Source organism: Streptomyces sp. NPDC013457 (assembly GCF_043089925.1).
GTDB lineage: Bacteria > Actinomycetota > Actinomycetes > Streptomycetales > Streptomycetaceae > Streptomyces.
The window spans coordinates 303,275-329,352 of the sequence record NZ_JBICBL010000008.1; the positions used below are offsets into that span (position 1 = coordinate 303,275).

Annotated in this window: 26 protein-coding genes and 2 tRNA genes; 18 read left to right on the top strand and 10 right to left on the bottom strand. The window is 70.3% G+C overall.

Annotated elements, in window-relative coordinates; translation table 11 throughout:
* Nucleotides 1-26: 26 nt before the first annotated feature.
* Nucleotides 27-575: a DNA-binding protein gene (locus ACF1G2_RS23180; RefSeq protein WP_352187237.1), complete on the bottom strand. Its 549-nt coding sequence runs from the start codon at nucleotides 573-575 to the stop codon at nucleotides 27-29.
* 129 nt (nucleotides 576-704) lie between these two features.
* On the opposite strand from ACF1G2_RS23180, the gene ACF1G2_RS23185 reads away from it, so the two are divergent.
* Nucleotides 705-777: transfer RNA gene (locus ACF1G2_RS23185), tRNA-Ala, on the top strand.
* Nucleotides 778-1,218: 441 nt separating this feature from the next.
* Nucleotides 1,219-1,590, top strand: coding sequence for a DUF6344 domain-containing protein (locus tag ACF1G2_RS23190; RefSeq protein WP_391800062.1), 372 nt, complete (start codon nucleotides 1,219-1,221; stop codon nucleotides 1,588-1,590).
* Between the two features lie 101 nt (nucleotides 1,591-1,691).
* Here ACF1G2_RS23190 and ACF1G2_RS23195 read toward each other — a convergent pair whose 3' ends face one another.
* A complete protein-coding gene (locus tag ACF1G2_RS23195) occupies nucleotides 1,692-2,444 on the bottom strand; it encodes a DUF5324 family protein (protein ID WP_391800063.1) in 753 nt (250 codons plus the stop codon).
* A 168-nt stretch (nucleotides 2,445-2,612) separates the two neighbouring features.
* On the opposite strand from ACF1G2_RS23195, the gene ACF1G2_RS23200 reads away from it, so the two are divergent.
* Together ACF1G2_RS23200 and ACF1G2_RS23205 are read left to right on the top strand one after the other, a co-directional pair.
* Complete coding sequence (locus ACF1G2_RS23200; RefSeq protein ID WP_391800064.1) at nucleotides 2,613-3,140, top strand: peptidylprolyl isomerase; 528 nt, start codon at nucleotides 2,613-2,615, stop codon at nucleotides 3,138-3,140.
* Nucleotides 3,141-3,278: 138 nt separating this feature from the next.
* Complete coding sequence (locus ACF1G2_RS23205) at nucleotides 3,279-4,145, top strand: rhomboid family intramembrane serine protease (RefSeq protein ID WP_391800065.1); 867 nt, start codon at nucleotides 3,279-3,281, stop codon at nucleotides 4,143-4,145.
* A gap of 306 nt (nucleotides 4,146-4,451) precedes the next feature.
* Here ACF1G2_RS23205 and crgA read toward each other — a convergent pair whose 3' ends face one another.
* The gene (gene crgA / locus ACF1G2_RS23210) at nucleotides 4,452-4,706 is read right to left on the bottom strand and encodes a cell division protein CrgA (RefSeq protein ID WP_137988265.1); all 255 of its coding nucleotides are present in this window, start codon (nucleotides 4,704-4,706) and stop codon (nucleotides 4,452-4,454) included.
* Nucleotides 4,707-4,857: 151 nt separating this feature from the next.
* On the opposite strand from crgA, the gene ACF1G2_RS23215 reads away from it, so the two are divergent.
* From ACF1G2_RS23215 to ACF1G2_RS23240, 6 genes are read left to right on the top strand one after another with little or no spacing between them, the layout of a single operon-like run.
* Entirely contained in the window at nucleotides 4,858-5,625 is a 768-nt protein-coding gene (locus tag ACF1G2_RS23215; RefSeq protein ID WP_391800066.1) for a DUF881 domain-containing protein, read from the top strand.
* A gap of 19 nt (nucleotides 5,626-5,644) precedes the next feature.
* The gene (locus tag ACF1G2_RS23220) at nucleotides 5,645-6,337 is read left to right on the top strand and encodes a class E sortase (protein WP_391800067.1); all 693 of its coding nucleotides are present in this window, start codon (nucleotides 5,645-5,647) and stop codon (nucleotides 6,335-6,337) included.
* Nucleotides 6,338-6,392: 55 nt separating this feature from the next.
* Nucleotides 6,393-6,563, top strand: coding sequence for a hypothetical protein (locus tag ACF1G2_RS23225; protein ID WP_260228500.1), 171 nt, complete (start codon nucleotides 6,393-6,395; stop codon nucleotides 6,561-6,563).
* Complete coding sequence (locus ACF1G2_RS23230; protein WP_352187245.1) at nucleotides 6,560-7,198, top strand: aminodeoxychorismate/anthranilate synthase component II; 639 nt, start codon at nucleotides 6,560-6,562, stop codon at nucleotides 7,196-7,198. The genes ACF1G2_RS23225 and ACF1G2_RS23230 overlap by 4 nt, the downstream gene beginning before the upstream one ends.
* Nucleotides 7,195-8,379: a class E sortase gene (locus tag ACF1G2_RS23235; protein ID WP_391800068.1), complete on the top strand. Its 1,185-nt coding sequence runs from the start codon at nucleotides 7,195-7,197 to the stop codon at nucleotides 8,377-8,379. Before ACF1G2_RS23230 ends, ACF1G2_RS23235 begins: the two co-directional genes overlap by 4 nt.
* Before the next feature lie 45 nt (nucleotides 8,380-8,424).
* Nucleotides 8,425-9,096 (top strand): class E sortase, encoded by a 672-nt coding sequence (locus ACF1G2_RS23240; RefSeq protein WP_391800069.1) that lies wholly within the window; start codon nucleotides 8,425-8,427, stop codon nucleotides 9,094-9,096.
* Between the two features lie 102 nt (nucleotides 9,097-9,198).
* Here the strand turns inward: ACF1G2_RS23240 and pknB are convergent, their stop codons facing one another.
* The 6 genes from pknB to ACF1G2_RS23270 all read right to left on the bottom strand — a co-directional run bounded on the left by pknB (nucleotide 9,199) and on the right by ACF1G2_RS23270 (nucleotide 17,332).
* On the bottom strand, nucleotides 9,199-11,184 hold the full coding sequence (gene pknB, locus ACF1G2_RS23245; protein ID WP_391800070.1) for a Stk1 family PASTA domain-containing Ser/Thr kinase: 1,986 nt from the start codon (nucleotides 11,182-11,184) through the stop codon (nucleotides 9,199-9,201).
* A gap of 153 nt (nucleotides 11,185-11,337) precedes the next feature.
* A complete protein-coding gene (locus ACF1G2_RS23250) occupies nucleotides 11,338-12,804 on the bottom strand; it encodes a peptidoglycan D,D-transpeptidase FtsI family protein (protein ID WP_391800071.1) in 1,467 nt (488 codons plus the stop codon).
* A complete protein-coding gene (locus tag ACF1G2_RS23255) occupies nucleotides 12,801-14,231 on the bottom strand; it encodes an FtsW/RodA/SpoVE family cell cycle protein (protein ID WP_391800072.1) in 1,431 nt (476 codons plus the stop codon). Before ACF1G2_RS23255 ends, ACF1G2_RS23250 begins: the two co-directional genes overlap by 4 nt.
* Before the next feature lie 26 nt (nucleotides 14,232-14,257).
* Nucleotides 14,258-15,769 carry a Stp1/IreP family PP2C-type Ser/Thr phosphatase gene (locus ACF1G2_RS23260; protein ID WP_391800073.1) on the bottom strand — a complete coding sequence of 504 codons (1,512 nt, stop codon included), beginning with the start codon at nucleotides 15,767-15,769 and terminating at the stop codon, nucleotides 14,258-14,260.
* A 176-nt stretch (nucleotides 15,770-15,945) separates the two neighbouring features.
* Nucleotides 15,946-16,467, bottom strand: a complete 522-nt coding sequence (locus tag ACF1G2_RS23265; RefSeq protein ID WP_391800074.1) for an FHA domain-containing protein — start codon at nucleotides 16,465-16,467, stop codon at nucleotides 15,946-15,948.
* Nucleotides 16,468-16,477: 10 nt separating this feature from the next.
* Complete coding sequence (locus ACF1G2_RS23270) at nucleotides 16,478-17,332, bottom strand: FhaA domain-containing protein (RefSeq protein ID WP_391800075.1); 855 nt, start codon at nucleotides 17,330-17,332, stop codon at nucleotides 16,478-16,480.
* Between the two features lie 572 nt (nucleotides 17,333-17,904).
* Between ACF1G2_RS23270 and ACF1G2_RS23275 the strand changes: the two genes are divergently transcribed.
* The 4 genes from ACF1G2_RS23275 to ACF1G2_RS23290 all read left to right on the top strand — a co-directional run bounded on the left by ACF1G2_RS23275 (nucleotide 17,905) and on the right by ACF1G2_RS23290 (nucleotide 21,293).
* A tRNA-Leu gene (locus ACF1G2_RS23275) sits at nucleotides 17,905-17,991 on the top strand.
* Between the two features lie 174 nt (nucleotides 17,992-18,165).
* The gene (locus ACF1G2_RS23280; RefSeq protein ID WP_391800076.1) at nucleotides 18,166-19,905 is read left to right on the top strand and encodes a sensor histidine kinase; all 1,740 of its coding nucleotides are present in this window, start codon (nucleotides 18,166-18,168) and stop codon (nucleotides 19,903-19,905) included.
* Nucleotides 19,906-19,944: 39 nt separating this feature from the next.
* A complete protein-coding gene (locus ACF1G2_RS23285; protein ID WP_391800077.1) occupies nucleotides 19,945-20,604 on the top strand; it encodes a response regulator in 660 nt (219 codons plus the stop codon).
* A 152-nt stretch (nucleotides 20,605-20,756) separates the two neighbouring features.
* Complete coding sequence (locus ACF1G2_RS23290) at nucleotides 20,757-21,293, top strand: GNAT family N-acetyltransferase (RefSeq protein ID WP_391800078.1); 537 nt, start codon at nucleotides 20,757-20,759, stop codon at nucleotides 21,291-21,293.
* Here ACF1G2_RS23290 and ACF1G2_RS23295 read toward each other — a convergent pair.
* Nucleotides 21,290-21,829, bottom strand: a complete 540-nt coding sequence (locus ACF1G2_RS23295; RefSeq protein ID WP_391800079.1) for a MarR family winged helix-turn-helix transcriptional regulator — start codon at nucleotides 21,827-21,829, stop codon at nucleotides 21,290-21,292. The two genes, ACF1G2_RS23290 and ACF1G2_RS23295, sit on opposite strands and share 4 nt — an antisense overlap.
* A 107-nt stretch (nucleotides 21,830-21,936) precedes the next feature.
* On the opposite strand from ACF1G2_RS23295, the gene ACF1G2_RS23300 reads away from it, so the two are divergent.
* From ACF1G2_RS23300 to ACF1G2_RS23315, 4 genes are all read left to right on the top strand, one after another.
* Nucleotides 21,937-23,013, top strand: coding sequence for a hypothetical protein (locus tag ACF1G2_RS23300; RefSeq protein WP_391800080.1), 1,077 nt, complete (start codon nucleotides 21,937-21,939; stop codon nucleotides 23,011-23,013).
* 143 nt (nucleotides 23,014-23,156) lie between these two features.
* Nucleotides 23,157-24,605, top strand: a complete 1,449-nt coding sequence (locus ACF1G2_RS23305; protein ID WP_391800081.1) for a DUF2252 domain-containing protein — start codon at nucleotides 23,157-23,159, stop codon at nucleotides 24,603-24,605.
* A gap of 105 nt (nucleotides 24,606-24,710) precedes the next feature.
* The gene (locus ACF1G2_RS23310) at nucleotides 24,711-25,610 is read left to right on the top strand and encodes a hypothetical protein (protein ID WP_391800082.1); all 900 of its coding nucleotides are present in this window, start codon (nucleotides 24,711-24,713) and stop codon (nucleotides 25,608-25,610) included.
* A 63-nt stretch (nucleotides 25,611-25,673) separates the two neighbouring features.
* The gene (locus ACF1G2_RS23315) at nucleotides 25,674-26,018 is read left to right on the top strand and encodes a rhodanese-like domain-containing protein (RefSeq protein ID WP_391800083.1); all 345 of its coding nucleotides are present in this window, start codon (nucleotides 25,674-25,676) and stop codon (nucleotides 26,016-26,018) included.
* Nucleotides 26,019-26,078: the final 60 nt, after the last annotated feature.

Consider the following 26,078-nt stretch of genomic DNA (forward strand, 5'->3'; position numbering starts at 1 on the left):
CGTCCGACCGGACCGGCTGCTCTGCGTCAGTTCTGGTGCGACTCGTAGTGCGCGACCGCGTCGGCGGTGCGCCCGGCGCCGTACACCCGGAGGAACTCTGCCAGCTCCGGGTGGGCAGGGGCGAGAGAGTCGGCGGCATCGATGATGTCGCCCGCGGCCGCGACGGAGCGCAGCAGCGACTGGATCTCGCGGACCACGCGGCGCACGGTCGGCGCGCCCGAGCTGGTGGTGGTCTGGCTGGTGCCGGTGAGGACGGAGCCGCCCTGGGACTTCTTGATCTCGTCCATCCGGTCCGTGGCCTCGGCCGCGCTGACGCTGCCGTCGGCGACCAGACCGGCGAGCTCCTGCAGGGCCTGGACACGCTGGACGACGGCCGGGTTGCCGATCTTGGCCCGCTGGCCGCTCATCAGTTGGGAGAGCATCGGTGCGGACAGGCCCAGTACAGCCGCGAGCCGGGCCTGATTGAGGCCGAGATCGTCGATCAGCCGACGGAAGAGCGCCCCCAGCGGCTCTCCGTACCAACTGCGCTGAAGCTCGCGGGCTCTTGCCGTGGCTTCCTGCTGTACTGCGTCCATTGCTTCTCCCCATCCCTTGGGTTCGCCACTGCGAACCCCGGTCAGCATCTTACGGAGCGTGGTCGTCCACCGGGAGTCCCAATCCTTTTGCGGGAAAGAGGGGGTGACCCGGTACTCTGTTCTCGTTCCGGGGCCTTAGCTCAGTTGGTAGAGCGCTGTCTTTGCATGGCAGATGTCAGGGGTTCGACTCCCCTAGGCTCCACCGGACAAGCCCCTGCGAACCGCGTCAGCGCGGTTCGCAGGGGCTTTCGTCGATTGGCCCTCCCCAAGGGCCCGCAATGAACCTGTCAGGCCGGGGCCGAGCCACCGGCTCAGAGCGCCCGCGGTCTCTCCGTGGCGCGGATCGCGCTCACCCTCGCCCGTCGGGCGGATCGGTCAGCCCCGTCCGGGCAGCCGTCACCCACGGCGCCCCGGGCAGCCGTCACCCACGGCGCCCCGGGCAGCCGTCACCCACGGCGCCACGGAGCTCGTGGCGGCCCACTGAGCCGTACGAGTGGTGTTCATCGGAAGAACTGCGCGGTGGCGGCGTAGCTCCGGGAAATCCGGATCCGCGTCCCCATCATGAGGAAGGTACGAAAAGCGCGCAATCCGAAATGAACCATCCGAGAACACCACGAACGTAGCGTCACGAAAGTGAGGGGCCATGGCCACCGCCAAGGTCAAGCAGTTCTGGACCGCCTTCATCTCCGTACTCTTCGCCCTGCTCGCCTCCGTCGGCCTGGCGTCCACCGCCGCCGCCGCGCAGGCTCCCGCCGTCCAGCAGCCCGAGGAGCCGGCCACCGCGGGCACCGCCACCGGGGCACGCCCGACCGTGGCAGTGCCGACACAGAGGTCGGCGTATCAGTGGCCCACCGTCCGCGAGCGCTCCCTGCCGCCCACGATCAAGCAGCGCATCCGGGCCGAGGCCCACAACTCCTCGCCCTCCGTACGCCACCTGCGCGCCGACTCCCCGGCCGAGACCGATCTCTCGGACCAGACGGAGCTGTCGGACCGGGCGCTCGCCGCTGCGGCGTAGGGCGTGAGGAGTCGTTTCACTGCTCCCCACGCCCGCCCGGCGAGCGGACCCGGTACGACCGGCCCGACGGCGCGGCCGGAACGCCGAGCGGACCTCGCGGTTCAGCGACGATCGTCGCGATCCGTATCCGTCTCGATGTCGTCTTCGGCCTCCTTGGCCTCCACCTCGGGATCGAGAGCCCCACTGCCGTCGACGGACGACAGCGGCGACGTACGGGACGACGGTTCCGGAACGGCCTCATCGACCTCGGTGGGAGCGGGCGGTTCGACCAGCCAGTCCGGGTTGGCCTGCTTGTCCCACCACTTCCACGCGACGAAGAGACCCGTGGCCACCACGCCGAGGACGGCGAGTCCCTTGGCGAGACGACCGGCCCGGGCCCGACGCTCGTGCTTCCGCACGAGCTTCTCGATCTCCCTCGGTGTCACCTGACCGCGCAGCGCGGCCCAGGCGGCCACCGAACGTGAACCGGCCTCGTCCAGAACGGGTCCGGTGGCGGCGACCGCTTGTTCCACACGCGGCACCGTGTAGTCCGCCGCCTGACGGGCGGCCTTGCGGGTCACCACCGCGGCACGATGCGCGGCATCGTCGACCCGAGGCGGTACATGCGGTGCGACAAGGCAGTCGTACTGCACACGAGCTTGCTTGCGGGCCTGCTGAGCGGCTTGCGAGACCTTCGGCGCGAGCTTGACGCGTGCCTCGTGCGCATAGCGCGCGGCCTGGTCCTTGGCCGTGCCGGCGTACTGAGCGGCCTGCTCCTTGGCCGTGTCGGCATAAGGCGCCACCACTTCCGCGGCGTGCAGCACGCTGTCCTTGGCCGAATCGGTCGCGGCGCGCACGCTGTCCATCCGGGTCACGGCATCCTCCTACTCGGTGGCGGTGTCGGTATTTCGCCTTTCCACCCTTTTCGAAATCATGCCTGCCAGAACGCGGTACGGCATGCGGGGCTGGCATCCGGGGCATGGCCACGACGCTTCCGTGCGAGGATGCGATGCGCGTCAGTGGAGACTTACGGAAGGCGGACCGTGGCCGAGCAGCTCTACGCCACTCTCAGGACCAGCCAGGGCGACATCGAGATTCGGCTGCTGTCGAACCACGCCCCGAAGACGGTCAGGAACTTCACGGAACTCGCCCAGGGCGAGCGGGAGTGGACGCATCCGGCCACCGGCACGGTCGCCGCGGACCGCCTGTACGACGGCACCGTCTTCCACCGGGTCATCGAGGGCTTCATGATCCAGGGCGGGGACCCGCTGGGGAACGGTACCGGCGGGCCGGGGTACGAGTTCGCCGACGAGTTCCACCCCGAGCTCTTCTTCGACCGCCCCTACCTGCTGGCCATGGCCAACGCGGGGCCGGGCACGAACGGCTCGCAGTTCTTCATCACCGTCGGCGCCACGACGTGGCTGAACCGTAAGCACACGATCTTCGGCGAGGTCGTCGGCGCGGCGAGCAAGAGGGTCGTCGACGCGATCGCCGCCACGCCCGTCAACCCGAACACCAAGCGGCCGCTCGACGACGTGATCCTGGAATCGGTCGTCATCGAGACCCGCTGACCGGTCGCCGCCCCGGCGGGGCCGCTCGCCGTCGACCCACGCGGACCCGCCCACGCAGGGAACCTTTCCGCCCCGCCCGTCCGTACAGGTGAGGCGGGGCGCCGCCTCGCCGCCCCCATCTCCTCGGGAGGGACCTCCATGGAGCCGCAGTCCGGCCTGCCGCGTTGTTACCGCCACCCGGACGTCGAGACAGGCATCCGCTGCACCCGGTGCGACAAGCCGATCTGCCCGCAGTGCATGGTCTCCGCGTCCGTCGGCTTCCAGTGCCCGGACTGTGTGCGGAACGGATCCGGCACAGGCCACGCGCCCGATGCCAACCAGCCCCGCACGCTCGCCGGCGGCCGCGTGGCATCGGACGGCCGTCTGGTCACCAAGATCCTCATCGCGATCAACCTCGCCCTCTTCATCGCCGTCCAGGTGGTCGGCGACCGGCTCGTGGACGAGCTGTCGCTGATCGGGTACGCCTTCAGTCCGCCGCTCGGCGAGATCGTGGGCATCGCGGACGGCGAGTGGTACCGGCTGCTGACCTCGGCCTTCCTCCACCAGGAGATCCCGCACTTCCTCTTCAACATGCTGGGTCTCTGGGTCATCGGCGGCATTGTCGAACCCGAGCTCGGCCGGATCCGCTACGCCACGCTCTGCCTGCTCTCCGGACTCTCCGGTTCCGCGCTCGCCTATCTGCTGGCCGCACCGAACCAGCCCTCGCTCGGCGCCTCGGGCGTCGTCTTCGGACTGATCGGCGCCTGGGCCGTGCTGACCCGCCGCCAGCGGTACGACATGCGGCCGGTGGTCCTCTTCGTCGCCTTGTCGCTGCTGCTGACCTTCACCCGGCCCGGGATCTCCTGGGAGGCCCACATCGGCGGCCTCGTCGGCGGTGCCCTGGTGACCTACGGCCTGCTGCACGCGCCGCGGGCTCAGCGGAACCTCGTGCAGTACGGAGCCTGTGGACTGGTGCTGCTGATCGACCTGGGGATGATCCTCGTCCGCTCGGCAGCGCTCACCTGAGCGCAGAGGGCTGTGGACGAGCTTCTCCGCAAAGCTTTCCCCAGAGTTATCCACAGCGCGTGGCGGACTGTGCGCATGTCGTGGAGAACGACCGCACCCCCCGCTCCTGAGCTGGGATTTCCCAGCAGGAACGGGGGGTGCGGGTGAATCTGTGCAAGGGTGCCGCAGTCACACCGGCGTCAACCGGGGCGATGGTTATCCACAGATCTTCGTAAGTTATCCAGTGCTGTGCACAACGCTGTGGATAAGTTCAGGGCAAGGCTTGACGGGCACGCCGGGAGCCCGTCGCGACCACCGCCAGGGCGGCTACTTCCACTGTGTGGAGACGCCGAACCCGGCCGCGATGAAGCCGAAGCCCACCACGATGTTCCAGTTGTTGATGGACTTCACCGGCAGCGTGCCGTCGGTGACGTAGAAGACGACGATCCACACGAGCCCGATCAGGAACAGCGCCAGCATCACCGGTGCCACCCAGCTGCGATTGGTCAGCTTGATGTTGGTGGCCTGCTTGGCGGGCGGGGGCGTGAAGTCGGCCTTCTTGCGGATACGTGACTTCGGCACGAGGGACTCTCCTGTCGATGCGCTGCGTGACCGCGCAGGGAACTGTGGCTGGCGCCGGGGTGGGACGGCTGGGTGACGTAGGAGGACCACTGCGTCCCCCGGGCGTCCGTTAGCGTAGTGGTTCCACGGCACCGAAGGGGATCAGGGTACGTTGAGCAATTCTGCCGACTCTTCCCCCGGGCCGGGCCGACCCACCAGGTGGCGCCCCGTCCGGGTGCTGACCGCTGCCGTCTTCGCCCTGGCCGGGCTGATCTTCGTGACCAGTTTCAACACCGCCAAGGGTACGAACATCCGCACGGACGCCTCGCTGCTGCGGCTCTCCGACCTCATCGAGGAGCGCAGCCACAAGAACGCCGGCCTGGACGAGTCCACCGCCGCCCTGCGCGGCGAGGTCGACGCCCTCGCCGCCCGCGACGACGGCTCCACGCGCGCCGAGGACGCCAAGCTGCGCGCCCTGGAGAGGGCCGCCGGCACCACCGCGATCTCCGGTCAGGGCCTGACGGTCACCCTGAACGACGCCCCGCCGAACGCCCAGGCGGCCCCCGGCTACCCCGAGCCGCAGGCCAACGACCTCGTCATCCACCAGCAGGACCTCCAGGCCGTCGTGAACGCGCTCTGGCAGGGCGGCGCCCGGGGCATCCAGGTCATGGACCAGCGGCTCATCTCGACCAGCGCCGTGCGCTGCGTGGGCAACACCCTGATCCTCCAGGGCCGGGTCTACTCGCCCCCGTACAAGATCACCGCCGTGGGTGACCAGGAGAAGCTCACCAAGGCGCTCGCCGAAGCGCCGGCCGTGCAGAACTACCAGCTGTACGTGAAGGCCTACGGCCTCGGCTGGAAAGTCGACGAGCGCAAGGCGATGACTCTGCCCGGCTACTCCGGCACAGTGGATCTCCACTACGCGAAGCCTGTGAGCTGACTGCGGGGAGGCCCGGCCGGTGGGGGTGCGACTGATCGTCAGGACGTTCAGCGAGCTGTGCATCACCGTCGGGACCGTGATCGTTCTCTTCGTCGTGTACCTGCTGCACTGGACCGGCGTCCAGGCGGAGAGCGCGACCGCCGGGCAGATCGACACCCTGGAGCGGGAGTGGGTGGAGCGGCCCGTCCCCGGCGCCGCCACGGCCGCGCCGCCCCCGAAGCCGTACGCGAACGGCCGGGGCATCGCCGTCATGTACATCCCCCGGCTCGGCGGGGACTGGGAGTGGCCCGTCCTCGAGGGCACCTCCGCCGCCGTCCTGAAGAAGGGCCTCGGCCACTACGCCGCCACCGCCCGGCTCGGCGGGACCGGCAACTTCTCCGTGGCCGGCCACCGGCGCACGTACGGAGATCCGTTCAAGGACTTCCCCCGGCTGCGGCCGGGTGACGCGGTCGTCCTCACCGACGGCACCACCTGGTTCACGTACCGGATCGCCCGCGCGCCGTACCGGACCCTCCCCACCGACGTCGGCGTGATCGATCCCGTGCCCCGCCCGCTGCGCAGCGACGCGGCCGCCTTCGACGGCCCCGGCCGCTATCTGACGCTCACCACCTGCGAGCCGGAGTGGGGCAGCAGCCACCGGCTGATCGTCTGGGCGCACCTCGACGCCACCCAGCCTGTGACGCAGGGCAAGCCACCGGCTTTGACGGGCTGACCCCTCACGCCCCCTTCGCCCCGTACTCTGGTGCCCGTAACGAACGGAAGGGGCAGTGGACGTCATGTACGGCTGGATCTGGCGGCATCTGCCGGGCAACGCGTGGGTCCGGGGCATCATCTCGCTCGTCCTCGTCCTGGGGGTCGTCTACACCCTCTTCCAGTACGTGTTCCCCTGGGCGGAGCCGCTGCTTCCGTTCAACGATGTGACGGTGGACGGCCAGTGAGCGCGCGGATTCTCGTCGTCGACAACTACGACAGCTTCGTCTTCAACCTCGTTCAGTACCTCTACCAGCTCGGCGCCGAGTGCGAGGTGCTGCGCAACGACGAGGTCGAACTGAGCCACGCCCAGGACGGCTTCGACGGCGTCCTGCTCTCGCCCGGTCCCGGCGCGCCCGAACAGGCCGGTGTCTGCATCGACATGGTGCGCCACTGCGCCCGTACCGGGGTGCCGGTCTTCGGGGTCTGTCTCGGCATGCAGTCGATGGCCGTCGCGTACGGCGGCGTGGTCGACCGCGCCCCCGAGCTGCTGCACGGCAAGACCTCCCTCGTCACGCACGAGGGCAAGGGCGTCTTCGCGGGCCTTCCGTCGCCGTTCACGGCGACGCGGTACCACTCGCTGGCCGCCGAACCCACGACCGTGCCGCCGGAGCTCGAGGTCACCGCGCGCACCGAGGACGGCATCATCATGGGGCTCCGCCACCGTGACCTGGCCGTCGAGGGCGTGCAGTTCCACCCCGAGTCGGTGCTCACCGAGCACGGCCACCTGATGCTCGCCAACTGGCTGGAGCAGTGCGGCGACAGGGGGGCGATCGGCAGGTCGGCGGGGCTCGCGCCGGTGGTGGGCAAGGCCGTCGCGTGACGGCGGGGTCGCCGTGGTTCCGGGCGACGAACGAGCCGGGACCGGAACCGGGATCGCTGCCGGAGGAGACGCCGTACGCGACGGCGCACCCCGCCACGTACGCCGAGTACGCGTACCCGTACGACGCGATACCGGAGGGCGTCACCGATCCGCCACAGCCTGTGCCGGAGCAGCGGGACGTGCCCTACGAGCAGCGGGACGTGGCCTACGAGACGCAGCGCGCGCCCTACGAACCCTCGCAGGAGGCCCAGGAGGGCCCGTACGAGCCTCCGGAGGCGCCCTACGAGTCACACGAGCCCCACGGTGAGACGATGGCTCTGAGGGCCGTGGAGCCCGCCGTGACGCCGCCCGCCGGCCCCGGCAGGGCCGAGCGCCGGCGCGCCGCCAAGGGCAAGGGGGCCAAGGGGAAGGGCCGCCGGGGCGCCGCGCCCGCCGCCGAGACCGCCCCCGCCGCGCCGCTGTCCCGCGTCGAGGCCAGACGGGCGGCCAGGGCGGCGAAGGACAGCGTCGGTGTCGTCGCGAGCCGGCTGGTGGGCGAACTGTTCATCACCTTCGGCGTGGTCATGCTGCTCTTCGTCACGTACCAGCTGTGGTGGACGAACGTACGGGCCGGACAGCAGGCGAACCAGGCCAAGGGACAGATAGAGGACTCCTGGTCCAAGGGGCGGGAGCCGGGAGCCGCGCCGGGCGCGTTCGAGCCGGGGCAGGGCTTCGCGATCATGTACATCCCCAAGCTGGACGTGGTCGTCCCCGTCGCCGAGGGCATCAGCAAGCCCAAGGTCCTGGATCGCGGCATGGTCGGCCACTACGGCGAGGGCAAGCTGAAGACGGCGATGCCCGGCGACAAGGAGGGCAACTTCGCCGTCGCGGGGCACCGCAACACGCACGGCGAACCGTTCCGGTACATCAACCAGTTGAAGCCCGGGGACCCGATCGTCGTCGAGACGCAGGACGCCTACTACACGTACGAGATGGCGAGCATCCTGCCGCAGACCGCGCCGTCCAACGTGTCGGTCATCGAACCGGTGCCGAAGCAGTCGGGCTTCACGGAGCCCGGGCGGTACATCACGCTGACCACCTGCACGCCCGAATTCACCAGTACGTACCGCATGATCGTGTGGGGCAAGATGGTCGAGGAACGCCCGCGCAGCAAGGGGAAGCCGGACGCGCTCGTAGGCTGAGACCCTACGGATCCACGACCACACACTTCAGAACGGGACGACGCAGTGGCACGTGCGCGCAACTGGATCGCCGGAGTCGTCAGTGTCTTCGGCGAACTCCTCATCACCGCGGGCCTGGTGCTCGGCCTCTTCGTCGTCTACTCGCTCTGGTGGACCAACGTCCTGGCCGACCGCGCCGCCGACAAGGACGGCGACCAGGTCCGCGACAACTGGGCGGCGCCCGGCGCCCTGGACACCAAGGACGGCATCGGATTCCTGCACGTCCCGGCGATGGGCGGGGACGAGATACTCGTCAAGAAGGGCACCGACAGCAAGACGCTGAACAACGGCGTCGCCGGCTACTACACGGACCCGGTCAAGTCGGCCCTTCCGCAGGACAAGCAGGGCAACTTCACGCTGGCGGCGCACCGGGACGGGCACGGGGCGAAGTTCCACAACATCCACAAGCTGAAGGACGGCGACCCGATCGTCTTCGAGTCCAAGGACACGTGGTTCGTCTACAAGGTCTACAAGTCCCTTCCGGAGACGACGAAGTACAACGTGGACGTCCTCCAGCAGGTCCCGAAGGAGTCGGGCAGGTCGAAGCCGGGCCGCTACATCACGCTGACGACGTGCACGCCGATGTACACCTCGGACTTCCGCTACATCGTGTGGGGCGAACTGGTCCGCACGGAGAAGGTCGACGCGAAGCGGACCCCGCCCGCGGAACTGAGCTGAACGCCCGCCGGTGCGACTCACCGGCGGGCGAACGGGAAGGGCCCCGGCATCCTGGTGGATGCCGGGGCCCTTCCGTCTCAGCGCGTACGGTACGCGCGGCCGCTAGTCGAAGAAGCCGCCGCCGTTGTTGCCGTTGCCGCCGCCACCCGCCGTGAAGACGGTGATCGTCGTACCGGGGTTCACCGGGCTGCCCTCGGGCGGGTTGGTGCCCATGACGATCGCGTCGTTCTTGTCCGAGCCCGTCTGCTGCACCGGCAGGCCCAGGGCCTCCAGCTGCTGCTTCACTTCCTCGAACTTCTTGCCCGTCAGGCCCGTCGGGATCGTCGTCTGGGTCTGCTGCGGGCCCTTGGAGACCTTCAGCGTGATCTGGACGTCCTTGGCCTGGTTCGAGGGGCCCTGCGGGTTCATGCCGATGACGGTGTTGGCCGGCTGGTCCGAGTCGACGTCCTGACGGGCGACGTTCTCGAAGCCGAGCGTCTTGAGGTCCTGGACGGCCTGGTCGAAGAGGCGACCCGTGACGTCCGGGAGCTGCGACTTCTTCTGCTTCGCCACCGTGATCGTGACCTCGGAGTTCTGCTCCGCCTTCGAGCCGCCCTTCGGGCTCTGCTCCAGGACGCGCCCGACCTCGTCGTCGGACTCCTGGAACTCGACCTTGACCTTGAAGCCGTCCTGCTTGAGGCGCTCCTCGGCCCGCTCCTGCGACTGCTCGACGACGTCCGGGACCTCGATCTGCGGGGCGCCCTCGGAGACGACGACCGAGATCGTCTCGTCGACGCTCATCTTCGCCGTGCCGTCGGCCACCGGCGTCTGGCTGCAGATCTTGCCCTTGGGCTGGTCACAGCGCTCGGAACCCGACTGCGTGACCTTGACCTGGGCGTTCTTCGCCCGGACCTCGGCCTCCTGGAGGGTCTGGCCGACCAGGGACGGTACGACGACCTGGGCCGTGCCGTCCTTGCCGTCGAAGATCGAGCGGCCGATGAGGATCGCGCCGACCAGGACCAGGATGCCCGCGAGGACCAGCAGGATCGTCGAGGTGTTCGACTTCTTCTGGCGCCGGCGGTCCGGGCGGTCGTCGTACCCGTAGCCGCCGTCGTCCGGGTTCATCGGCGGCAGCATGGACGTCTGACCGGCCGGGTCGGTCTGGCGCAGCGCCGTCGTCGGCTGGTCGTCCGGGGCGTAGCCGCCGTAGCCGTTGCCGTACCCGCCGCCGTACGCGGCCGCGCCCATCGCCGCGGCCGCGGCCACGGGCTGGCCGTCGAGGCAGGCCTCGATGTCCGCGCGCATCTCGTCGGCGGACTGGTAGCGGTAGTCGGGGTCCTTGACCAGTGCCTTGAGGACGATGGCGTCCATCGAGGGCGTGATCTCGGGGTCGAAGTTGCTCGGCGGCTGCGGCTCCTCGCGTACGTGCTGGTACGCGACCGCGACCGGGGAGTCGCCCACGAACGGCGGGCGGACGGTCAGCAGCTCGTACAGCAGGCAGCCGGTGGAGTACAGGTCGGAGCGGGCGTCGACCTGCTCGCCCTTGGCCTGCTCCGGGGAGAGGTACTGGGCCGTGCCGATGACCGCGGCGGTCTGCGTCATGGTCATGCCCGCGTCGCCCATGGCGCGCGCGATGCCGAAGTCCATGACCTTGACCTGACCGGTCCGCGTCAGCATGACGTTCGCCGGCTTGATGTCACGGTGCACGATCCCGGCGCGGTGCGAGTACTCGAGCGCCTGGAGGATGCCGACCGTCATCTCGAGCGTGCGCTCGGGGAGCAGCTTGCGCCCGGAGTGCAGCAGCTCACGGAGGGTCGAGCCGTCGACGTACTCCATCACGATGTACGGGATGGAGACCTGGTCGACGTAGTCCTCGCCGGTGTCGTAGACCGCGACGATCGCCGGGTGGTTGAGCGAGGCGGCCGACTGGGCCTCACGGCGGAACCGGGCCTGGAAGGACGGGTCGCGGGCGAGGTCGGCCCGCAGCGTCTTCACGGCGACGGTGCGGCCGAGCCGGGTGTCGTGGGCGAGGTAGACCTCTGCCATGCCACCACGGCCGAGCACCGAGCCCAGCTCGTACCGGCCGCCGAGGCGACGCGGCTCTTCCATAACTGATCCAGCCCTCTCCGTCTGTCCCGACCGCACCCGTGTGTGGTCCGGCGGTGTGCTGTTCGCGCAAAGGCTACCGGCCACGGGAGGGCGATCCGCCCGCGACCGGCACCTGATACCTGACCGGTACCTGGCCGGTGCCCGGCCGCAAACTCAGCTCCTGGTCTTCAGTACCGCCTTCATCACGGCCTTGGCGATCGGGGCGGCGAGGCCGCCACCGGAGATGTCCTCACGGTTCGTGCCCTCGGAGTCCTCGACGATGACGGCGACGGCGACCGGGGAGCCCTGGTCGGTCTTGGCGTAGGAGATGAACCAGGCGTAGGGGCGCTTGGAGTTCTTCTCGCCGTGCTGGGCGGTGCCCGTCTTGCCGCCGACCCTGACGCCGTCCATCTTCACGTCGGCGTTGCCGCCGGTGCCGTTGGAGACGACGTTCTCCATCATCTGCTGGAGCTTCTGCGCGGTCTCCGGCGAGACCGGGCGGCTCATCTCCTCGGGCTCGTTCTGCTTGATCACGTCGACGTTCGGCGACTCGAGCTTGTCGATCATGTACGGCTTCATCAGCTTGCCGTCGTTGGCGACCGCCGACGCCACCATCGCCATCTGGAGCGGCGTGGTCGCGGTGTTGAACTGGCCGATGGAGGAGAGCGCGTTACCGCCGCGGTCCATCTGCTTGTCGTAGACGGAGGCGGCGGAGCGGACCGGGGTGAACTGCTCGGCGTTGAAACCGAACTTCTCGGCCATCTCGACCATCTTGTCGCGGCCGACGTCGTCGCCGAGCTTGGCGAAGACCGAGTTGCAGGAGACCTCGAGCGCCTTGTTCAGGCTGGCGTTCTCACACCCGCTGGCGTGGTTGACCATGTTCCTCGTGGAGAGCGGGATCTTGTACGGCTCCGGGGTGTCCGTCGGCGCGTTGATGTCGCTGACCTTGCCGTTCTCCAGCGCCGCGGCCGCCGTGACGACCTTGAACACGGAGCCGGGCGGGTAGATCTCGCGGAGCGCGCGGTTGAGCTTCGGCTTGTTCTTGTCCTTCTCCAGCGCCAGCCAGGCCTTCTCGTCCTTGCCGGAGTAGCCGGCGAAGGTCGAGGGGTCGTACGACGGCGTGGAGGCGAGCGCGAGGATCTTGCCGGTCTTGGGCTCGATGGCGACGACCGCGCCCGTCTTGTCGCCGAGGCCCTCGAAGGCGGCCTTCTGGGCGGCGCCGCTCAGCGTCGTGACGACGTTGCCGCCCTTCTTCTTGTCGCCCGTGAACATCGACAGGGTGCGGTCGAAGAAGAGCCGGTCGTCGTTGCCGGTGAGGATGCCGTCCTCGATCTTCTCGATCTGGTTGGCGTCGTAGGCCTGCGAGGCGTAACCGGTCACCGGGGCCCACATGGGGCCGTCGGTGTAGGTCCGCTTGAACCGGTAGTACGGGTCCTGGGAGTCGACCGAGCCGGTGATCGGCTTGCCGTCCACGATGATGTTGCCGCGCTCGTTCGCGTACCGCTCGATCGTGACGCGCCTGTTCTTGGGGTGGGCGTTCAGCTCGTCGGCACGGACGTACTGGATCCAGTTGTCCCGGATCAGCAGGGCGAGGACCAGCAGGCCGCAGAAGATCGCGACCCGGCGCAGGGGCTTGTTCACGGACGGACCACCTGGGTCATCTCGGCGTCGGGGGACGGGGCGGGGGCGGGCGCCGGGCGGCGCGCCGTGTCGCTGATCCGGATCAGGATGCCGATCAGGGCCCAGTTGGCGATCACGGAGGAACCGCCGTACGCGAGGAACGGCATGGTCATACCGGTCAGCGGGATGAGGCCCATCACACCGCCCGCGACGACGAAGATCTGCAGCGCGAAGGCGCCGGACAGGCCCATGGCGAGCAGCTTGCCGAACGGGTCGCGGGCCGCGAGGGCGGTACGGACACCGCGCTCGATGATCAGGCCGTACAGGAGCAGGAAGACCATGACGCCGGTCAGGCCGAGCTCCTCGCCGACGGTGGCGAAGATGAAGTCGGAGTTGGCGGCGAAACCGATCAGGTCGGAGTTGCCCTGGCCGAGGCCGGTGCCGAGGATGCCGCCGGAGCCGAAGGACATCAGCACCTGGCTCATCTGGTCGCAGGCCGCCGCCATGTTGGATCCCTCGGGAGCCGTCTTCAGGCACTCGAAGGGGTCGAGCCAGGCCGCGACACGGGACTGCACGTGGCTGGCGGTCGAGCCCACCACGACGGCACCGGCGGTGGACATCAGCAGACCCATGACGACCCAGCTGGTCCGCTCCGTCGCCACGTACAGCATGATCACGAACATGCCGAAGAACAGCAGCGAGGTGCCGAGGTCGTTCTCGAAGACCAGGATCAGAAGGCTGACGGCCCAGATGGTGAGGATCGGGCCGAGGTCACGGCCACGGGGTAGGTAGAGCCCCATGAACCGGCGGCTGGCCAACGCCAGCGCGTCCCGTTTCACCATCAGATAGCCGGAGAAGAAGACGGCGAGGACGAGCTTGGCGAACTCACCGGGCTGGATGGAGAAGCCGGCGACGCTGATCCAGATCTTGGCGCCGAAGACGTCGGCGCCAAGGCCCGGGACCAGCGGCAGCAGCAGCAGGACGAGGGCCGCCACCATGGAGATGTACGTGTAGCGCTGGAGGACCCGGTGGTCCTTCAGGATCAGCAGCACGCCCACGAACATCGCGACGGCGATCGCCGAGTACAGCATCTGGCTCGGAGCGTCCGGGGTGAACGTCTTGTACCGGTTGATGATGCGCGGCGACTGGTCCAGGCGCCAGATCAGCACCAGGCCCATCCCGTTCAGCAGGGTCGCCAGGGGCAGCAGCAGCGGGTCCGCGTACGGGGCGAACTTGCGCACCACGAGGTGCGCGACGCCTGCGAGCAGGCCGAGGCCGAGGCCGTAGCCGGCCATCCCCGCGGGCACCTTCCCGTCGATCGCGAGACCGACGTTCAGGTACGCGAAGACCGGGATGCCGACGGCGAACGCCAGCAACGCCAGTTCGGTGTTCCGGCGGCTCGGCGCCTCGATCGCGCCGATGGTGGTCGTGTTGGTGACAACGCTCATGGTGGTGAAAGGCCCCCTACGGGTGCTTACTGCTTGCCGCAGTTCGAGGCCAGCTTCTGCTCGTCCTCCGTGAGGGTGGGGCCCGGGGAGGGAGCGGCTGTGGCGGGCTTGTCTTCGGGCGTGGTCGCGCCCTCGGCGGGCGGCTTGCTCGCCTGGTCCGCGGACTTCTCCGCGGCCTCGCGGCGCTGCTCGGTCTTCTTGCAGGCCGAGGCCTGCACGGCCAGCTCGGCGATCTTCGTCTGGGCCTTGCCCAGGCTGCCGCCGGCGATGGTCTCCTCGACCTGCTTGCGCTGGTACGGCGGGAGGTACTTGAGTTCGATCTCGGGGTGGTCCTTCTCCACGTCCGAGAGCGAGACCCACGCCAGGTCCTGGCTGATACCCCGGTAGAGCGCGACGTGCTCCTCGTTGGAGCCGACGTAGTACTGCGTCTGCGTCCAGCGGTAGCCGCCGTACACACCGCCGCCGACCACGGCCAGCGCGAGGATCAGGAAGAAGCTGCGCTTCAGCCACTTGCGGCCGGTGCGCGGCTTCTCGAACTTCTCGTACTTGTCGAAGCTCTCGTCGGTGTAGGCCCCGAAGGAGCCCTGCGGCGGCATCCCGCCGTAGCCGTGCTCGTCACCGCTGCCGGGCGGGCCGAAGCCCTGCGGCGCGTGCCCACCGGGCTGCTGCTGGTGCGGCGCCGTGCGGCCGAGACCGGAGGCCCGGCCGGCCGGCGTCTGCATCGCCCCGCCGTCGGACTGCTGCACCTGGTTCTCGGCGACCGCGCCGACGATCACCGGGGTGTCGCTGAGCCGGCCGGCGAGGGTGTCGCCGCCGTCGACGTCGAGGACGTCCGCGACGATCACCGTGATGTTGTCGGGGCCGCCGCCGCGCAGCGCGAGCTGGATCAGCTCCTGCACGGTCTCCTGCGGGCCCTGGTAGCTGGCGAGCGTGTCCTCCATCGTCTGGTGGGAGACGACTCCGGACAGCCCGTCGGAACAGATCAGATAGCGGTCGCCGGCCCGGACCTCGCGGATCGACAGATCCGGTTCGACGTGGTCACCACTGCCCAGCGCCCGCATCAGGAGCGAACGCTGCGGGTGGGTGGTGGCCTCCTCCTCGGTGATCCGGCCCTCGTCGACCAGCCGCTGCACCCATGTGTGGTCCTGCGTGATCTGCGTGAGGACACCGTCGCGCAGCAGGTACGCGCGCGAGTCGCCGACGTGCACGAGACCGAGACGCTGACCCGTCCACAGCAGGGCGGTGAGCGTGGTGCCCATGCCCTCCAGCTGGGGGTCCTCCTCGACCATCAGCCGCAGCTGGTCGTTGGCCCGCTGCACCGCGGCACCGAGCGAGGTGAGGATGTCGGAGCTGGGCACGTCGTCGTCGAGGGTGACGAGCGTGGAGATCACCTCGGAGGAGGCGACCTCACCGGCGGCCTGGCCGCCCATGCCGTCGGCGATGGCGAGCAGCCGGGGCCCGGCGTAACCGGAATCCTCGTTGCCCTCGCGGATCATGCCCTTGTGCGACCCGGCGGCGAAGCGCAGTGACAGGCTCATGCGCACCTGCCCTGTCGGCGTCGCCTCGGGGTACAGCCGGTCTCGAGCCACACTGCCCACCCTCCGGTCGGGAGCCCGTGCCGGTACGCGGCCCGGACCTGACGGTCCGCCGCGCGGTCCGTCGTGGGGACCGCCGCGGCCGGCTCGCTCCGCTCGCACTCATACATGACGTAGCACTACTTCCGCAGCTCGATGACGGTCTTGCCGATGCGGATCGGCGCGCCCAGCGGAATCGGCGTGGCGGTGGTGAGTCGGGTCCGGTCGAGATACGTACCGTTGGTGGACCCGAGATCCTCGACGATCCACTGGCCGTCCCGGTCCGGGTAGATCCTCGCGTGCCTGCTGGAGGCGTAGTCGTCGTCCAGCACGATCGTCGAGTCGTGGGCGCGGCCCAGCGTGATGGTCTGCCCCTGCAGGGCGACCGTCGTGCCGGTCAGCGTCCCCTCGGAGACGACGAGTTTGGTCGGCGCGCCGCGGCGCTGGCGCCCGCCGCCCGTGTTCTGCTGTCCGCGCTGGGCAGGCGGCGTCGCCGCCTGGCGCGGATTCTGCTGCGGCCGGGTGTCCTGGCGGCGCGAACCGCGCTGCGTGACACGCGTGCCGAACAGGTCGCTCCGAATGACCTGGACGGCCACGATCACGAACAGCCACAGAACGGCCAGGAAACCCAGCCGCATGACCGTCAGGGTCAGCTCTGACATTGCCCCCGCTTCACCCTTCGGCTTGCCGGTAAACGATGGTGGTGCTGCCCACGACGATCCGCGAGCCGTCGCGGAGCGTAGCGCGGGTGGTGTGCTGCCCGTCCACCACGATGCCGTTGGTGGACCCGAGATCCTGGATCGTCGAGGGCGTTCCGGTCCGGATCTCGCAGTGCCGACGGGAGACGCCGGGATCGTCGATCCTCACGTCCGCGTCGGTGCTGCGGCCAAGGACCAGAGTCGGGCGGGAGATCTGATGGCGGGTGCCGTTGATCTCGATCCACCGGCGCACCTGGGCGCCGGCGGCGGGCATGGGGCCGGGACCACCGGCCGTGGGGCGGCCGGCGGCGGGCGCCTGCCCGGGCCGCTGCATGCCGCCCGCGCCCGGCGGCGGGGCCGCGGGCATCGGCGGAGCACCGACCGGAGGATAGCCGTAGCCACCCGGCGCGCGGCCCGGCTGAGGGGCGGCGGCGGGGGCCTGCTGCTGTGACGAACTCGACGCGAGAGTGCGGCTGCGCACCCGGTACAGACCGGTGTCGAGGTCGTCGGCCTTCTCCAGATGGACCTTGATCGGTCCCATGAAGGTGTACCGCTGCTGCTTGGCGTAGTCGCGGACCAGGCCGGCCAGCTCGTCGCCGAGCTGGCCCGAGTACGGGCTGAGGCGCTCGAAGTCCGGCGTGCTCAGCTCGACGATGAAGTCGTTGGGGACGACGGTCCGCTCGCGGTTCCAGATCGTCGCGTTGTTGTCGCACTCGCGCTGGAGAGCGCCCGCGATCTCGACGGGCTGGACCTCGGACTTGAAGACCTTGGCGAAGGTGCCGTTGACCAGGCCTTCGAGCCGCTGTTCGAAACGCTTCAGGACTCCCATGGGGCACCTCCTCCGTCGTTGTCGTCCTGGTACTGCTTACTGATCGTATCCACGCGTCGGGAAATCGGCTGGTTCCCCTTCTCTGCCCTGTGGACGAGTGTCACCTCTCACAGGCTTTCCCCACGGATCGTAGAGGCGGCCCCTGGACAGTGTCCCGCACCCGGGGAGCGAGCTGGAGGAGCGGGGCGGGGCGGCGGGGGCGGTCCGCCCCGTTCCTCCCGTTACCCGTGCTCTTCCGTCCCGTCCGCGTTCCCGCGTGCGGGGCTCCGTCCCATGGTGCCTGGTGCCCGGCCTCTTTCTCCTCCGGCTGTGTACCGCTTGTGCTCCAGTTCGGTCCGTCTCGCGTCCGTCCTGCCTCCGCCCCGCCTTCGTCCTGTCGCTCGTCCCGCCGCGGTCCGCCCTGTCCCGCCGCCGTCGGCTGCCGTCCGACTCGGCGGCCCCCTGTCTCCCTGTTCGCTCCGGGAGGGGGCCAAACAACGGATGTGAATCCAGCGTCTGCGACGTGCTAATCTTCAGATGTCGCCAGGCGATCACACCGAAAAAGCGGTGAGGGAGCCCGGAGCACACCCAATGCGCGGGTGGCGGAATAGGCAGACGCGCTGGATTCAGGTTCCAGTGCCCGAAAGGGCGTGGGGGTTCAACTCCCCCCTCGCGCACCAGACGGAAGCCCCGTAGGTCATCGACCTACGGGGCTTTCGCGTTGTCGGCCGTGGAGCGGCTGCCTCCGGCAGGCGGGCGATGTGAGCGGCGCTGTGAGCGATGCGACCTTCGTCGTCGCGGGGCGAGACGAAAGAGAACCGCGGGCCGGGCCGGCCGCTGCCTAGGGTGCGAGCGTGGACGCGACTTCGAGGATCAGGGCCGGGATCGGCGCCGGATGGGGATGGTTCGCCGCACCCGAGTTCTGGTCGCGGCGCAGAACGGCGGGCGAGCTGGTGCTCGCCGTCGTGATCGGGCTGCTCGCCGCCGGCAGCGAGGAACTGCTCGGCGGAGAGGGGTGGCAGCTCGCCGCGGTCGGCCTGGCCGCCGCCGTCCTGTCGCTGCTGCGCCGACGGCTGCCCGTCACCATGCTCGTCGTCACGGGCGGCCTCGCGCCGCTCGTGCCGGGCTTCCTGATGCTCCTGATCCTGATCGGCTGGTCGTCGGGCCGGTACATCGCGGGCGCCGGACGGGCCTTGATCGCGTACACCGTGGCGTACGTGCTGAACATCGCGGCCAGCGTCGTCGACGTCTGGGACCTGCACCGGACGCTCACCGTCGTCTTCATGTCGACGCTCTACTACCTGGCGACGACCCTCGCGCCCGGGCTCGCCAACCGGTACTGGACCCAGCGCAGGACCCTGCTGCACACCCTGCAGGAGCACAACGCCCAGCTGCTGCGGGAACGCGCGATGGTGGTCGGGCAGGCCCGGCTCATGGAGCGCCAGCGGATCGCCCAGGACATGCACGACAGCCTCGGGCACCAGCTCGCGCTGATCGCCGTCCACACCGGCGCCCTGGAGGTCGACCGGGAGCTGACCGACCGCCAGCGGGAGGCGGTGGGGGTGCTGCGCAACGCCTCGGTAACCGCCATGCACGAACTGCGCGAGGTCGTCGGCATCCTGCGCGACGGCGTCGCGGCGCCGTCCGGCGCCGCCGTCCCGCCGGCACGCTCCGGCGACTCCTCGGGACGGGCGGCGCGGGGGACCGCCGGTATCCAGGAGCTCGTGGAGACCGCTCAGGGCGCCGGGAACCGCGTGGAGCTCCGGCGGCGCGGGGAGGTCCGGCCACTGCCGCCGGCCGCCGACCACGCCGCGTACCGGATCGTGCAGGAGGCGCTCACCAACGCCTACAAGCACGCGCCGGGCGCGCTCATCGGCGTGGAGGTGCGGTACGAGCCGGACTCCCTCGTCGTGGAGATCGTCAACGAGGCCGCCGCGCACGCGCCGGGGGACGTGGTCAGCGGCGGGCAGGGGCTGACCGGGCTGCACGAGCGGGCCAGGCTCGTCGGCGGCATCGTGCACGCGGGGCCGGTCGACGGCGGCGGGTTCCGGGTCGCCGGGATGCTGCCCTACGGGACGGTGGAAGCAGCGCCTTTGGTCGATGCGGAGGACGACTTCCGGCAGCAGTCGACGGGGCCTCTCGTGGGCGACCGTGGTCGCGTTCCGGTCGGGCAGGCCGACTGGACGCTGACGGAACGGGAGCTGGCGATGGCGTTGCGCGGGGGCAGGAGCACGGGCCGCGGGGTCGCGATGGGATGCGGGATAGCGTTCGCGGCGCTCGTGCTGCTGCTGGTGGCGGGGGGCTTCGGCGTCTACTTCCTCGTGTCGTCGCTGGAGAAGGGCATGATCGACCCGGGCGAGTACGACGCGGTCGAGGTCGGCGCCGCCGAGCAGGACGTACGCGACCGGCTGCCGTCCGGCGACACCGTCACCACCACCGGCCTGCACGGCAAGGGGCCCGCGGAGCCCGAGGGATCGAAGTGCCTGGTGCTGATGTCCTCCGAGGTGGTGGAGAGCGAGGCGGAGCCGGTTTTCCGGTTCTGCTTCAAGGACGGCAAGCTGATCGAGAAGAAGTCGTACGAGGTCACGCGCTAGCGCTGACCCGCCCGAACCGGTAGCCGTTGGGGAGTAGCTGTGGCAGGGCAGCGCATCAGGGTCGTGATCGCCGATGACGAGCCGCTGATCAGAGCCGGGATCCGGATGATCCTCACCTCGGACGAGGAGATCGAGGTGGTCGCCGAGGCGGCCGACGGCCGACAGGCGGTCGAGGAGGCGCGGGCGCACGCGGCCGACGTGGTGCTGCTCGACATCCAGATGCCGGTGCTCGACGGCCTCTCCGCCCTGCCGGAGCTGCGCCGGGCGGCGCCTTCGACGCGGGTGATCGTGCTGACCACGTTCGGCGAGCGGGAGAACGTGCTGCGGGCCCTGGAGCACGGGGGCGCCGGGTTCCTGCTCAAGGACACCGCGCCGGCCGAGCTGATCCGCGCCGTACGAGCCGCGGCGGCCGGAGACGCGTACCTCTCGCCGGCTGCCACCCGTCATGTGGTCGAGCAGCTGGCGTCGGGGCGGGAGGTCGCCCGCGCCGAGCAGGCCAGGGGGCGCGTGGCGGCCCTGAGCGAGAAGGAGCGCGAGGTCCTCGCGCTGCTCGGCGAGGGGCTGTCCAACGCGGACGCGGGGCGCCGGCTGCACATGAGCGAGGCCACGGTGAAGACGTACGTCAGCCGGATCCTGGCGAAGCTGGGCTGCGAGAACCGCGTACAGGCGGCCCTGCTGGCCCGCGACGCGGGGCTTTAGGGCTCGGGGAGGCCAGGGGAGGGGGCCGGCGGCAGCACAGGGTGTCGAGCGGCCCTGGGACCTGAAGGTGGCTCGAACTCCGGCCCCTCGGTCGGTCGTTGCCCGCTCAAATCGGTTTGCCGCAGGTCCGCCCGGTCGGATAGGAAGCTCGCATGCTGAGGGGTAGCAAGGTCGGGCTCAGGGCCCGGCATGACGAGGACATCCCGATCCTGCGGACCGAGCTCTACGACGACGTGGCCGGCACCTCGCGGGCCCAGTCCGCGCCGTGGCGTCCGATCACGCCCGGTTCGAAGGACGCGCGGCTCGTCGTGGACGACAAGGAGGAGGGGCACGTCCCGTTCTCCGTGGTGGAGCTGGAGGGCGGCACCCTCGTCGGCACCGCGAACCTCTGGGGCATCGACACCCACCACCGGTCCGCGCACATCGGGCTCGGACTGCTGCCGTCCGCCCGCGGCAAGGGCTACGGCACCGACGTGGTCTCCGTGCTGTGCCACTACGGATTCGTCGTGCGCGGCATGCACCGGTTGCAGATCGAGACCCTCGCGGACAACGCTGCGATGCTGCGCTCCGCCGAGCGCAACGGATTCGTCCGCGAGGGTGTCTTGCGCTCCTCGGCCTGGGTGATGGGCGAGTTCCTCGACGAGGTGCTGCTCGGGCTCCTCGCCGCCGACTGGAAGCCCACGCCCTAGCCCGGGGTCGGGTCCGATGCCCGGCCCGCGGCCTGTTCGGCGGCCGTGTCCGCGTCGGCGGCCTCTGCGGCTGCCGGGGCCCGGGGGGTGACGTCGGGGAGGACGGCGGCGCCCGCCGCGTTGTAGCGGAGCAGGTAAGCCGCGAACTGCGCGAGGTCCTCGGCGGACCAGTCCCTGAGGCGCTCCTGGTAGGCGGCGCGACGGCTTGCCTGGGTGGCGGCGAGGACGCGGGTGCCTGCCTCGGTGGGGTGCAGGACGTGGACCCGGTGGTCCTCCGGGTCGGGTCGGCGCTCGACCAGGCCCAGCTTCTCCAGACCTGCGATCTGCCTGCTGACCGTCGACTTGTCCAGCAGGTAGTGGGCGGCGAGGTCGGTGGCGCGACAGCCCTGCTGGTCGTCGATATGGGCGAGCAGGGTGTAGGAGACGAGCGGCAGATCCGGGTGGAGCCGGGCGGCCGCGGCGCGGGCACGGCGGGAGAACGCCGTCAGCTCCCGCTGGATGATGTCGACGGATGCGTCGCGCGGGCCGTCGGTCATGTTGCGCTCCCTGGGTCACCGGTTCACCTGACCGGTTTGCTCCCCACCGGTTCAGTTGTATAGTACAACGGTTGTTTAGTTGTAAAAGCCAACCATGGAGGTGTGCGGTGTCCGCAGGACCCCACCCCGCGGGACCGGCGTCGACGAGGGCGCTCCGGCACGTGCTCGGGCACCTGCTGACCCCGCTGCTCATGTGCGTCGGCATGGGCCTCGCCTACCTCGGGGCGTTCCACGCCCCCCAACCCCACGACCTGCGCGTCGACATCGTCGGCTCGGGCCCCACCACCCAGGTACTCGCCCAGACCCTCCACGACAAGGGGGCCGGGGCGCTCGACATCCGTACCGTCCCCGACCGGGAGTCGGCAGTCTCGGCACTCCGCGACCAGTCCTCCTTCGGCGCCTACCTCCCCGGCGCCCACCCCGAACTGCTCGTCGCCTCCGCCTCCTCCGACACCAGCGCCATCGCCGTCGAGAAGGTCTTCACCAAGGTCGCCGCCGCACAGGACGCGCCCCTCAAGGTCACCGACGTCGCACCCGTATCGCAGGGCGACCCCACCGGCCAGGGTGTCTTCTTCCTCCTGGTCGCCCTCAGCATCGGCTCGTACGCCTCCGTCGCCGTCATCGGCGGGGCGGGAGCCGTCCTGCCCCTGCGCGTCCGCGCCCTGCTCGCCGCCGGAATGTCCCTCGTCGTGAGCCTCGCCGGCACCGTCTTCGCCGGACCGATGTTCCACCTCGTCGACCAGGGACTCGGCGGAGTCTGGGCCATGTCCTGGCTGTACTCCGCCGGCATCCTGCTGATCGGCGTCGGACTCCACACCTTCCTGCGGCGCTGGACCACCCTCGGCGTGATGGTCCTGTTCGTCATGCTCAACTTCACCAGCTCCGGCGGGATCTACCGCCCCGAGCTGCAACCCGGCTTCTTCGGCGCCCTCCACGCCTTCTGGAACGGCGCCGGATTCGTCGAGGGCGTGCGCAGCCACGTCTACTTCGACGGCCACGCGTTCGGCGGACACCTGCTCGTCCTCGCCCTCTGGCTCCTCGCCGGAGCGGCCGTGACGGTCTGCGCGGGCCTGGCCGAAGCACGCCGCCGCCAGCCGGCGCCGTCCGAGGCGGCGGGAGGACCCCGGGCGGCGGAGTCGGAGGCTGCGACTGAGGACGAGATGGAGGAGGCCGTCGGGGTCTGAGGGCCCATGGCCTGGTGGACAGCTACCGGGGACAGTTGTCCACAGGTCGTTGTCCACAGGGGAAGACGGGCCACCGAACCCGGCGGTACCGTCTTGCCCAGTTGATGTTGCACAGCACAGTACGAAGGCGGGGGAGGCGTCCCATGGGCGAGATCCAGACAGCGGTTGCGGGACAACGAGGCACGGAGAGCGGGCGCGTACCGCACGTGCCCGGGTTCGCCCGGCGGGCGGCGGCGGGGGCCGCCAACTCCCCCAAGGAACAGGGCAAGGCCCTGCGCGCCCGCGTCCCACGCGCCACCCACAGCACCCTCGTCCTCGCCGACGACCGGCCCGACGCCGTCCGTGCCGTCGAGGAGTCCAGCCGCGACCGCGTGCCCGCCCTCGCGCCCATCCGCGTCGGCCGCATGGCCGCGAGCCCCTTCTCCTTCCTGCGGGGCTCCGCCGGGCTCATGGCCCACGACCTCGCAGCCTCGCCCGTCACCGGCGTCGCCGCCCAGATATGCGGCGACGCCCACGCGGCGAACTTCGGCCTCTACGGAGACGCCCGAGGCGGGCTCGTCATCGACCTCAACGACTTCGACGAGACCGTCGTCGGCCCCTGGGAATGGGACCTCAAGCGACTGGCCACCTCCCTCGTCCTCGCCGGACGAGAGGTCGGCGCGAGCGAGGACACCTGCCGGGCCGCCGCCTTCGACACCGTCGGCGCCTACCGGCGGACCATGCGGCTCCTCGCCAAACTCCCCGCACTCGACGCCTGGAACGCGATAGCCGACGAGGAGCTCGTCTCCCACACCGACGCCCGCGACCTGCTCGGCACCCTCGAAAGGGTTTCGGAGAAGGCCCGGAACAACACCAGCGCCCGGTTCGCCGCCAAGTCCACCGAGTCCGTCACCGACGCCGACGGCGGCGGCCGCCGGTTCGTCGACGCACCGCCGGTCCTGCGCCGCGTGCCGGACGCGGAAGCGGCCGCCGTCGCCGCCGCGCTCGGCCCGTACCTGGACACCGTCTCCCACGACCGGCTTCCGCTCCTCGCGCGGTACGCCGTGCACGACGTAGCGTTCCGTGTCGTCGGCACCGGCAGCGTCGGCACCCGCTCGTACGTCGTGCTGCTCCTCGACCACCGGGGCGAGGCGCTCGTCCTCCAGGTGAAGGAGGCGCGCCCCTCGGCGCTCCTCCCCCACCTGCCGGCGGCCGGCTTCACCGTCCCGGACGCGGGGCACGAGGGACAGCGCGTGGTCCTCGGGCAGAAGCGGATGCAGGTCGTGAGCGACATCCTGCTCGGGTGGACAACGGTCCAGGGGCGTCCTTTCCAGGTGCGCCAGTTCCGCAACCGCAAGGGCAGCGTCGACCCGGCCGCGCTCACCCCCGACCAGGTCGACGACTACGGCCGCATGACCGGCGCCCTGCTGGCGCGCGCCCACGCCCACAGCGCGGACCCGCGCCTGATAGCGGGCTACTGCGGCAAGAACGAGGAGTTCGACGAGGCCGTAGCGGCCTTCGCCGTCGCCTACGCCGACCGCACCACGGCGGATCACACCGACCTGGTGACGGCGGTACGCGACGGCCGGATAGCGGCCGAACTCGGCATCTGAGGCCACAGGCGCGCCCGCACCTGTAGCCGGACGAAGCCGACCACGGGGGGACGGGGGCGGGGGAGGGAGGGGGGAGGGGCCCCCGGGGGATCGTAGGCTGGTGTGGTGACGGACCGGAGCGAGGACGTGGGCGTGGACCAGGACCAGAACGTGGATCCGGGCGCGGGCTCGGATCCGGGCGGCGACCCGGCGGGCGCCGCGCAGGGCACAGGCGCGGATTCGGGCGGTGCCCAGCGGCCCGAGGCACGGCTGGAGAAGGCCGTGCGGGTGGCCGAGCAGGCCTTGATCGAGTTCGAGATCGCCGTGGAGACGTTCCGCGTCGAGGTCGACAACTTCTCCCGGCTGCACCACCAGAAGCTGGGCCCCATGTACACGCGGCTCGACGAGCTGGACGCACAGATCGCCGAGGCGCGGGCCGCTCGGAGCGGGGATCCGGAGGATCTGCGCCGGGCGCAGGAGGCGCGGGCCGTCGTGATGCCGATGCCGGCCGTCGACGAGCTCTTCCACGACTGGATGGACTCCGACGGGCTCTCCCCCGAGGCCGCCGCCATGCTGACCGGGCAGCCGGTGCAGCCGCCCAAGCGGGTCCGGCCCGGTGAGGAGGCCCGGAAGCTCTACCGCGAGCTGGCCCGGCAGGCCCACCCGGACCTGGCGCGCGAGGAGGCCGAGCGCAAGCGGCGCGAGGAGTTCATCACCCGGGTGAACGCGGCCTACGCCCGTGGTGACGTGGCGCTGCTGCGTGAGCTGTCCGAGGAGTGGGCGGCCGGTCCCGTGCCCGAGCCGGAGCGGCTCAGCGAGAGCGAGGAGCTGTACGCGCGCCTCGACTGGCTGACGCAGCGCAAGGAGCTGCTGACGCTGGTGGCGCGGGAGCTGGAGGAGAGCGCGATCGGCGCGATGCTGCGGATGGCGCCCGACGATCCCGACCGTCTCCTCGATGAGATCGCCGAGCAGCTCCTGGCGCAGGTCGCCGAGCGTGAGGCGGAGCTCGCCTCGCTCGCGGGGTAGGTGCAGTAGGTTTCACAGTGCTCGACTTCCGTCGAGTCGTTCGTACGAGAGAAGGCCTGTCCCATGAATTTCGCCCCGCTCCCCTCGGTGGACGTGGCTTCCGTGCCGGCCGATGCCCTGGTGGTGGACGTCCGTGAGGACGACGAGTGGGTGGCCGGTCACGCCGAGGGTGCGCTGCATGTGCCGATGAGCGACTTCGTGGCGCGTTTCGGTGAGGTGACCGAGGCGGTGGCCGACGGGCGTCGCGCGTATGTGATGTGCCGGGTCGGTGGCCGGTCGGCGCAGGTCACGCAGTATCTGGTGCAGCAGGGGATCGACGCGGTGAACGTCGACGGCGGCATGATCGCCTGGGATGCGGCCGGGCGGCCGGTGGTGACGGCGGCGGGCGCCCCGGGCTTCGTGGCCTAGGACGTGGGCGTCCGGGCGGGTTCGCCCGGACGGATCGGACGCCCGGGCATGGGTTCGCCC

Coding starts and splice junctions, on each gene's coding strand:
- ACF1G2_RS23180 (WP_352187237.1), bottom strand. CDS start 575: ATGGACGCAGTACAGCAGGAAGCCACGGCAAGAGCCCGCGAGCTTCAG.
- ACF1G2_RS23190 (WP_391800062.1), top strand. CDS start 1,219: ATGGCCACCGCCAAGGTCAAGCAGTTCTGGACCGCCTTCATCTCCGTA.
- ACF1G2_RS23205 (WP_391800065.1), top strand. CDS start 3,279: ATGGAGCCGCAGTCCGGCCTGCCGCGTTGTTACCGCCACCCGGACGTC.
- pknB (WP_391800070.1), bottom strand. CDS start 11,184: ATGGAAGAGCCGCGTCGCCTCGGCGGCCGGTACGAGCTGGGCTCGGTG.
- ACF1G2_RS23255 (WP_391800072.1), bottom strand. CDS start 14,231: ATGAGCGTTGTCACCAACACGACCACCATCGGCGCGATCGAGGCGCCG.
- ACF1G2_RS23260 (WP_391800073.1), bottom strand. CDS start 15,769: ATGAGCCTGTCACTGCGCTTCGCCGCCGGGTCGCACAAGGGCATGATC.
- ACF1G2_RS23265 (WP_391800074.1), bottom strand. CDS start 16,467: ATGTCAGAGCTGACCCTGACGGTCATGCGGCTGGGTTTCCTGGCCGTT.
- ACF1G2_RS23270 (WP_391800075.1), bottom strand. CDS start 17,332: ATGGGAGTCCTGAAGCGTTTCGAACAGCGGCTCGAAGGCCTGGTCAAC.
- ACF1G2_RS23290 (WP_391800078.1), top strand. CDS start 20,757: ATGCTGAGGGGTAGCAAGGTCGGGCTCAGGGCCCGGCATGACGAGGAC.
- ACF1G2_RS23295 (WP_391800079.1), bottom strand. CDS start 21,829: ATGACCGACGGCCCGCGCGACGCATCCGTCGACATCATCCAGCGGGAG.
- ACF1G2_RS23305 (WP_391800081.1), top strand. CDS start 23,157: ATGGGCGAGATCCAGACAGCGGTTGCGGGACAACGAGGCACGGAGAGC.
- ACF1G2_RS23315 (WP_391800083.1), top strand. CDS start 25,674: ATGAATTTCGCCCCGCTCCCCTCGGTGGACGTGGCTTCCGTGCCGGCC.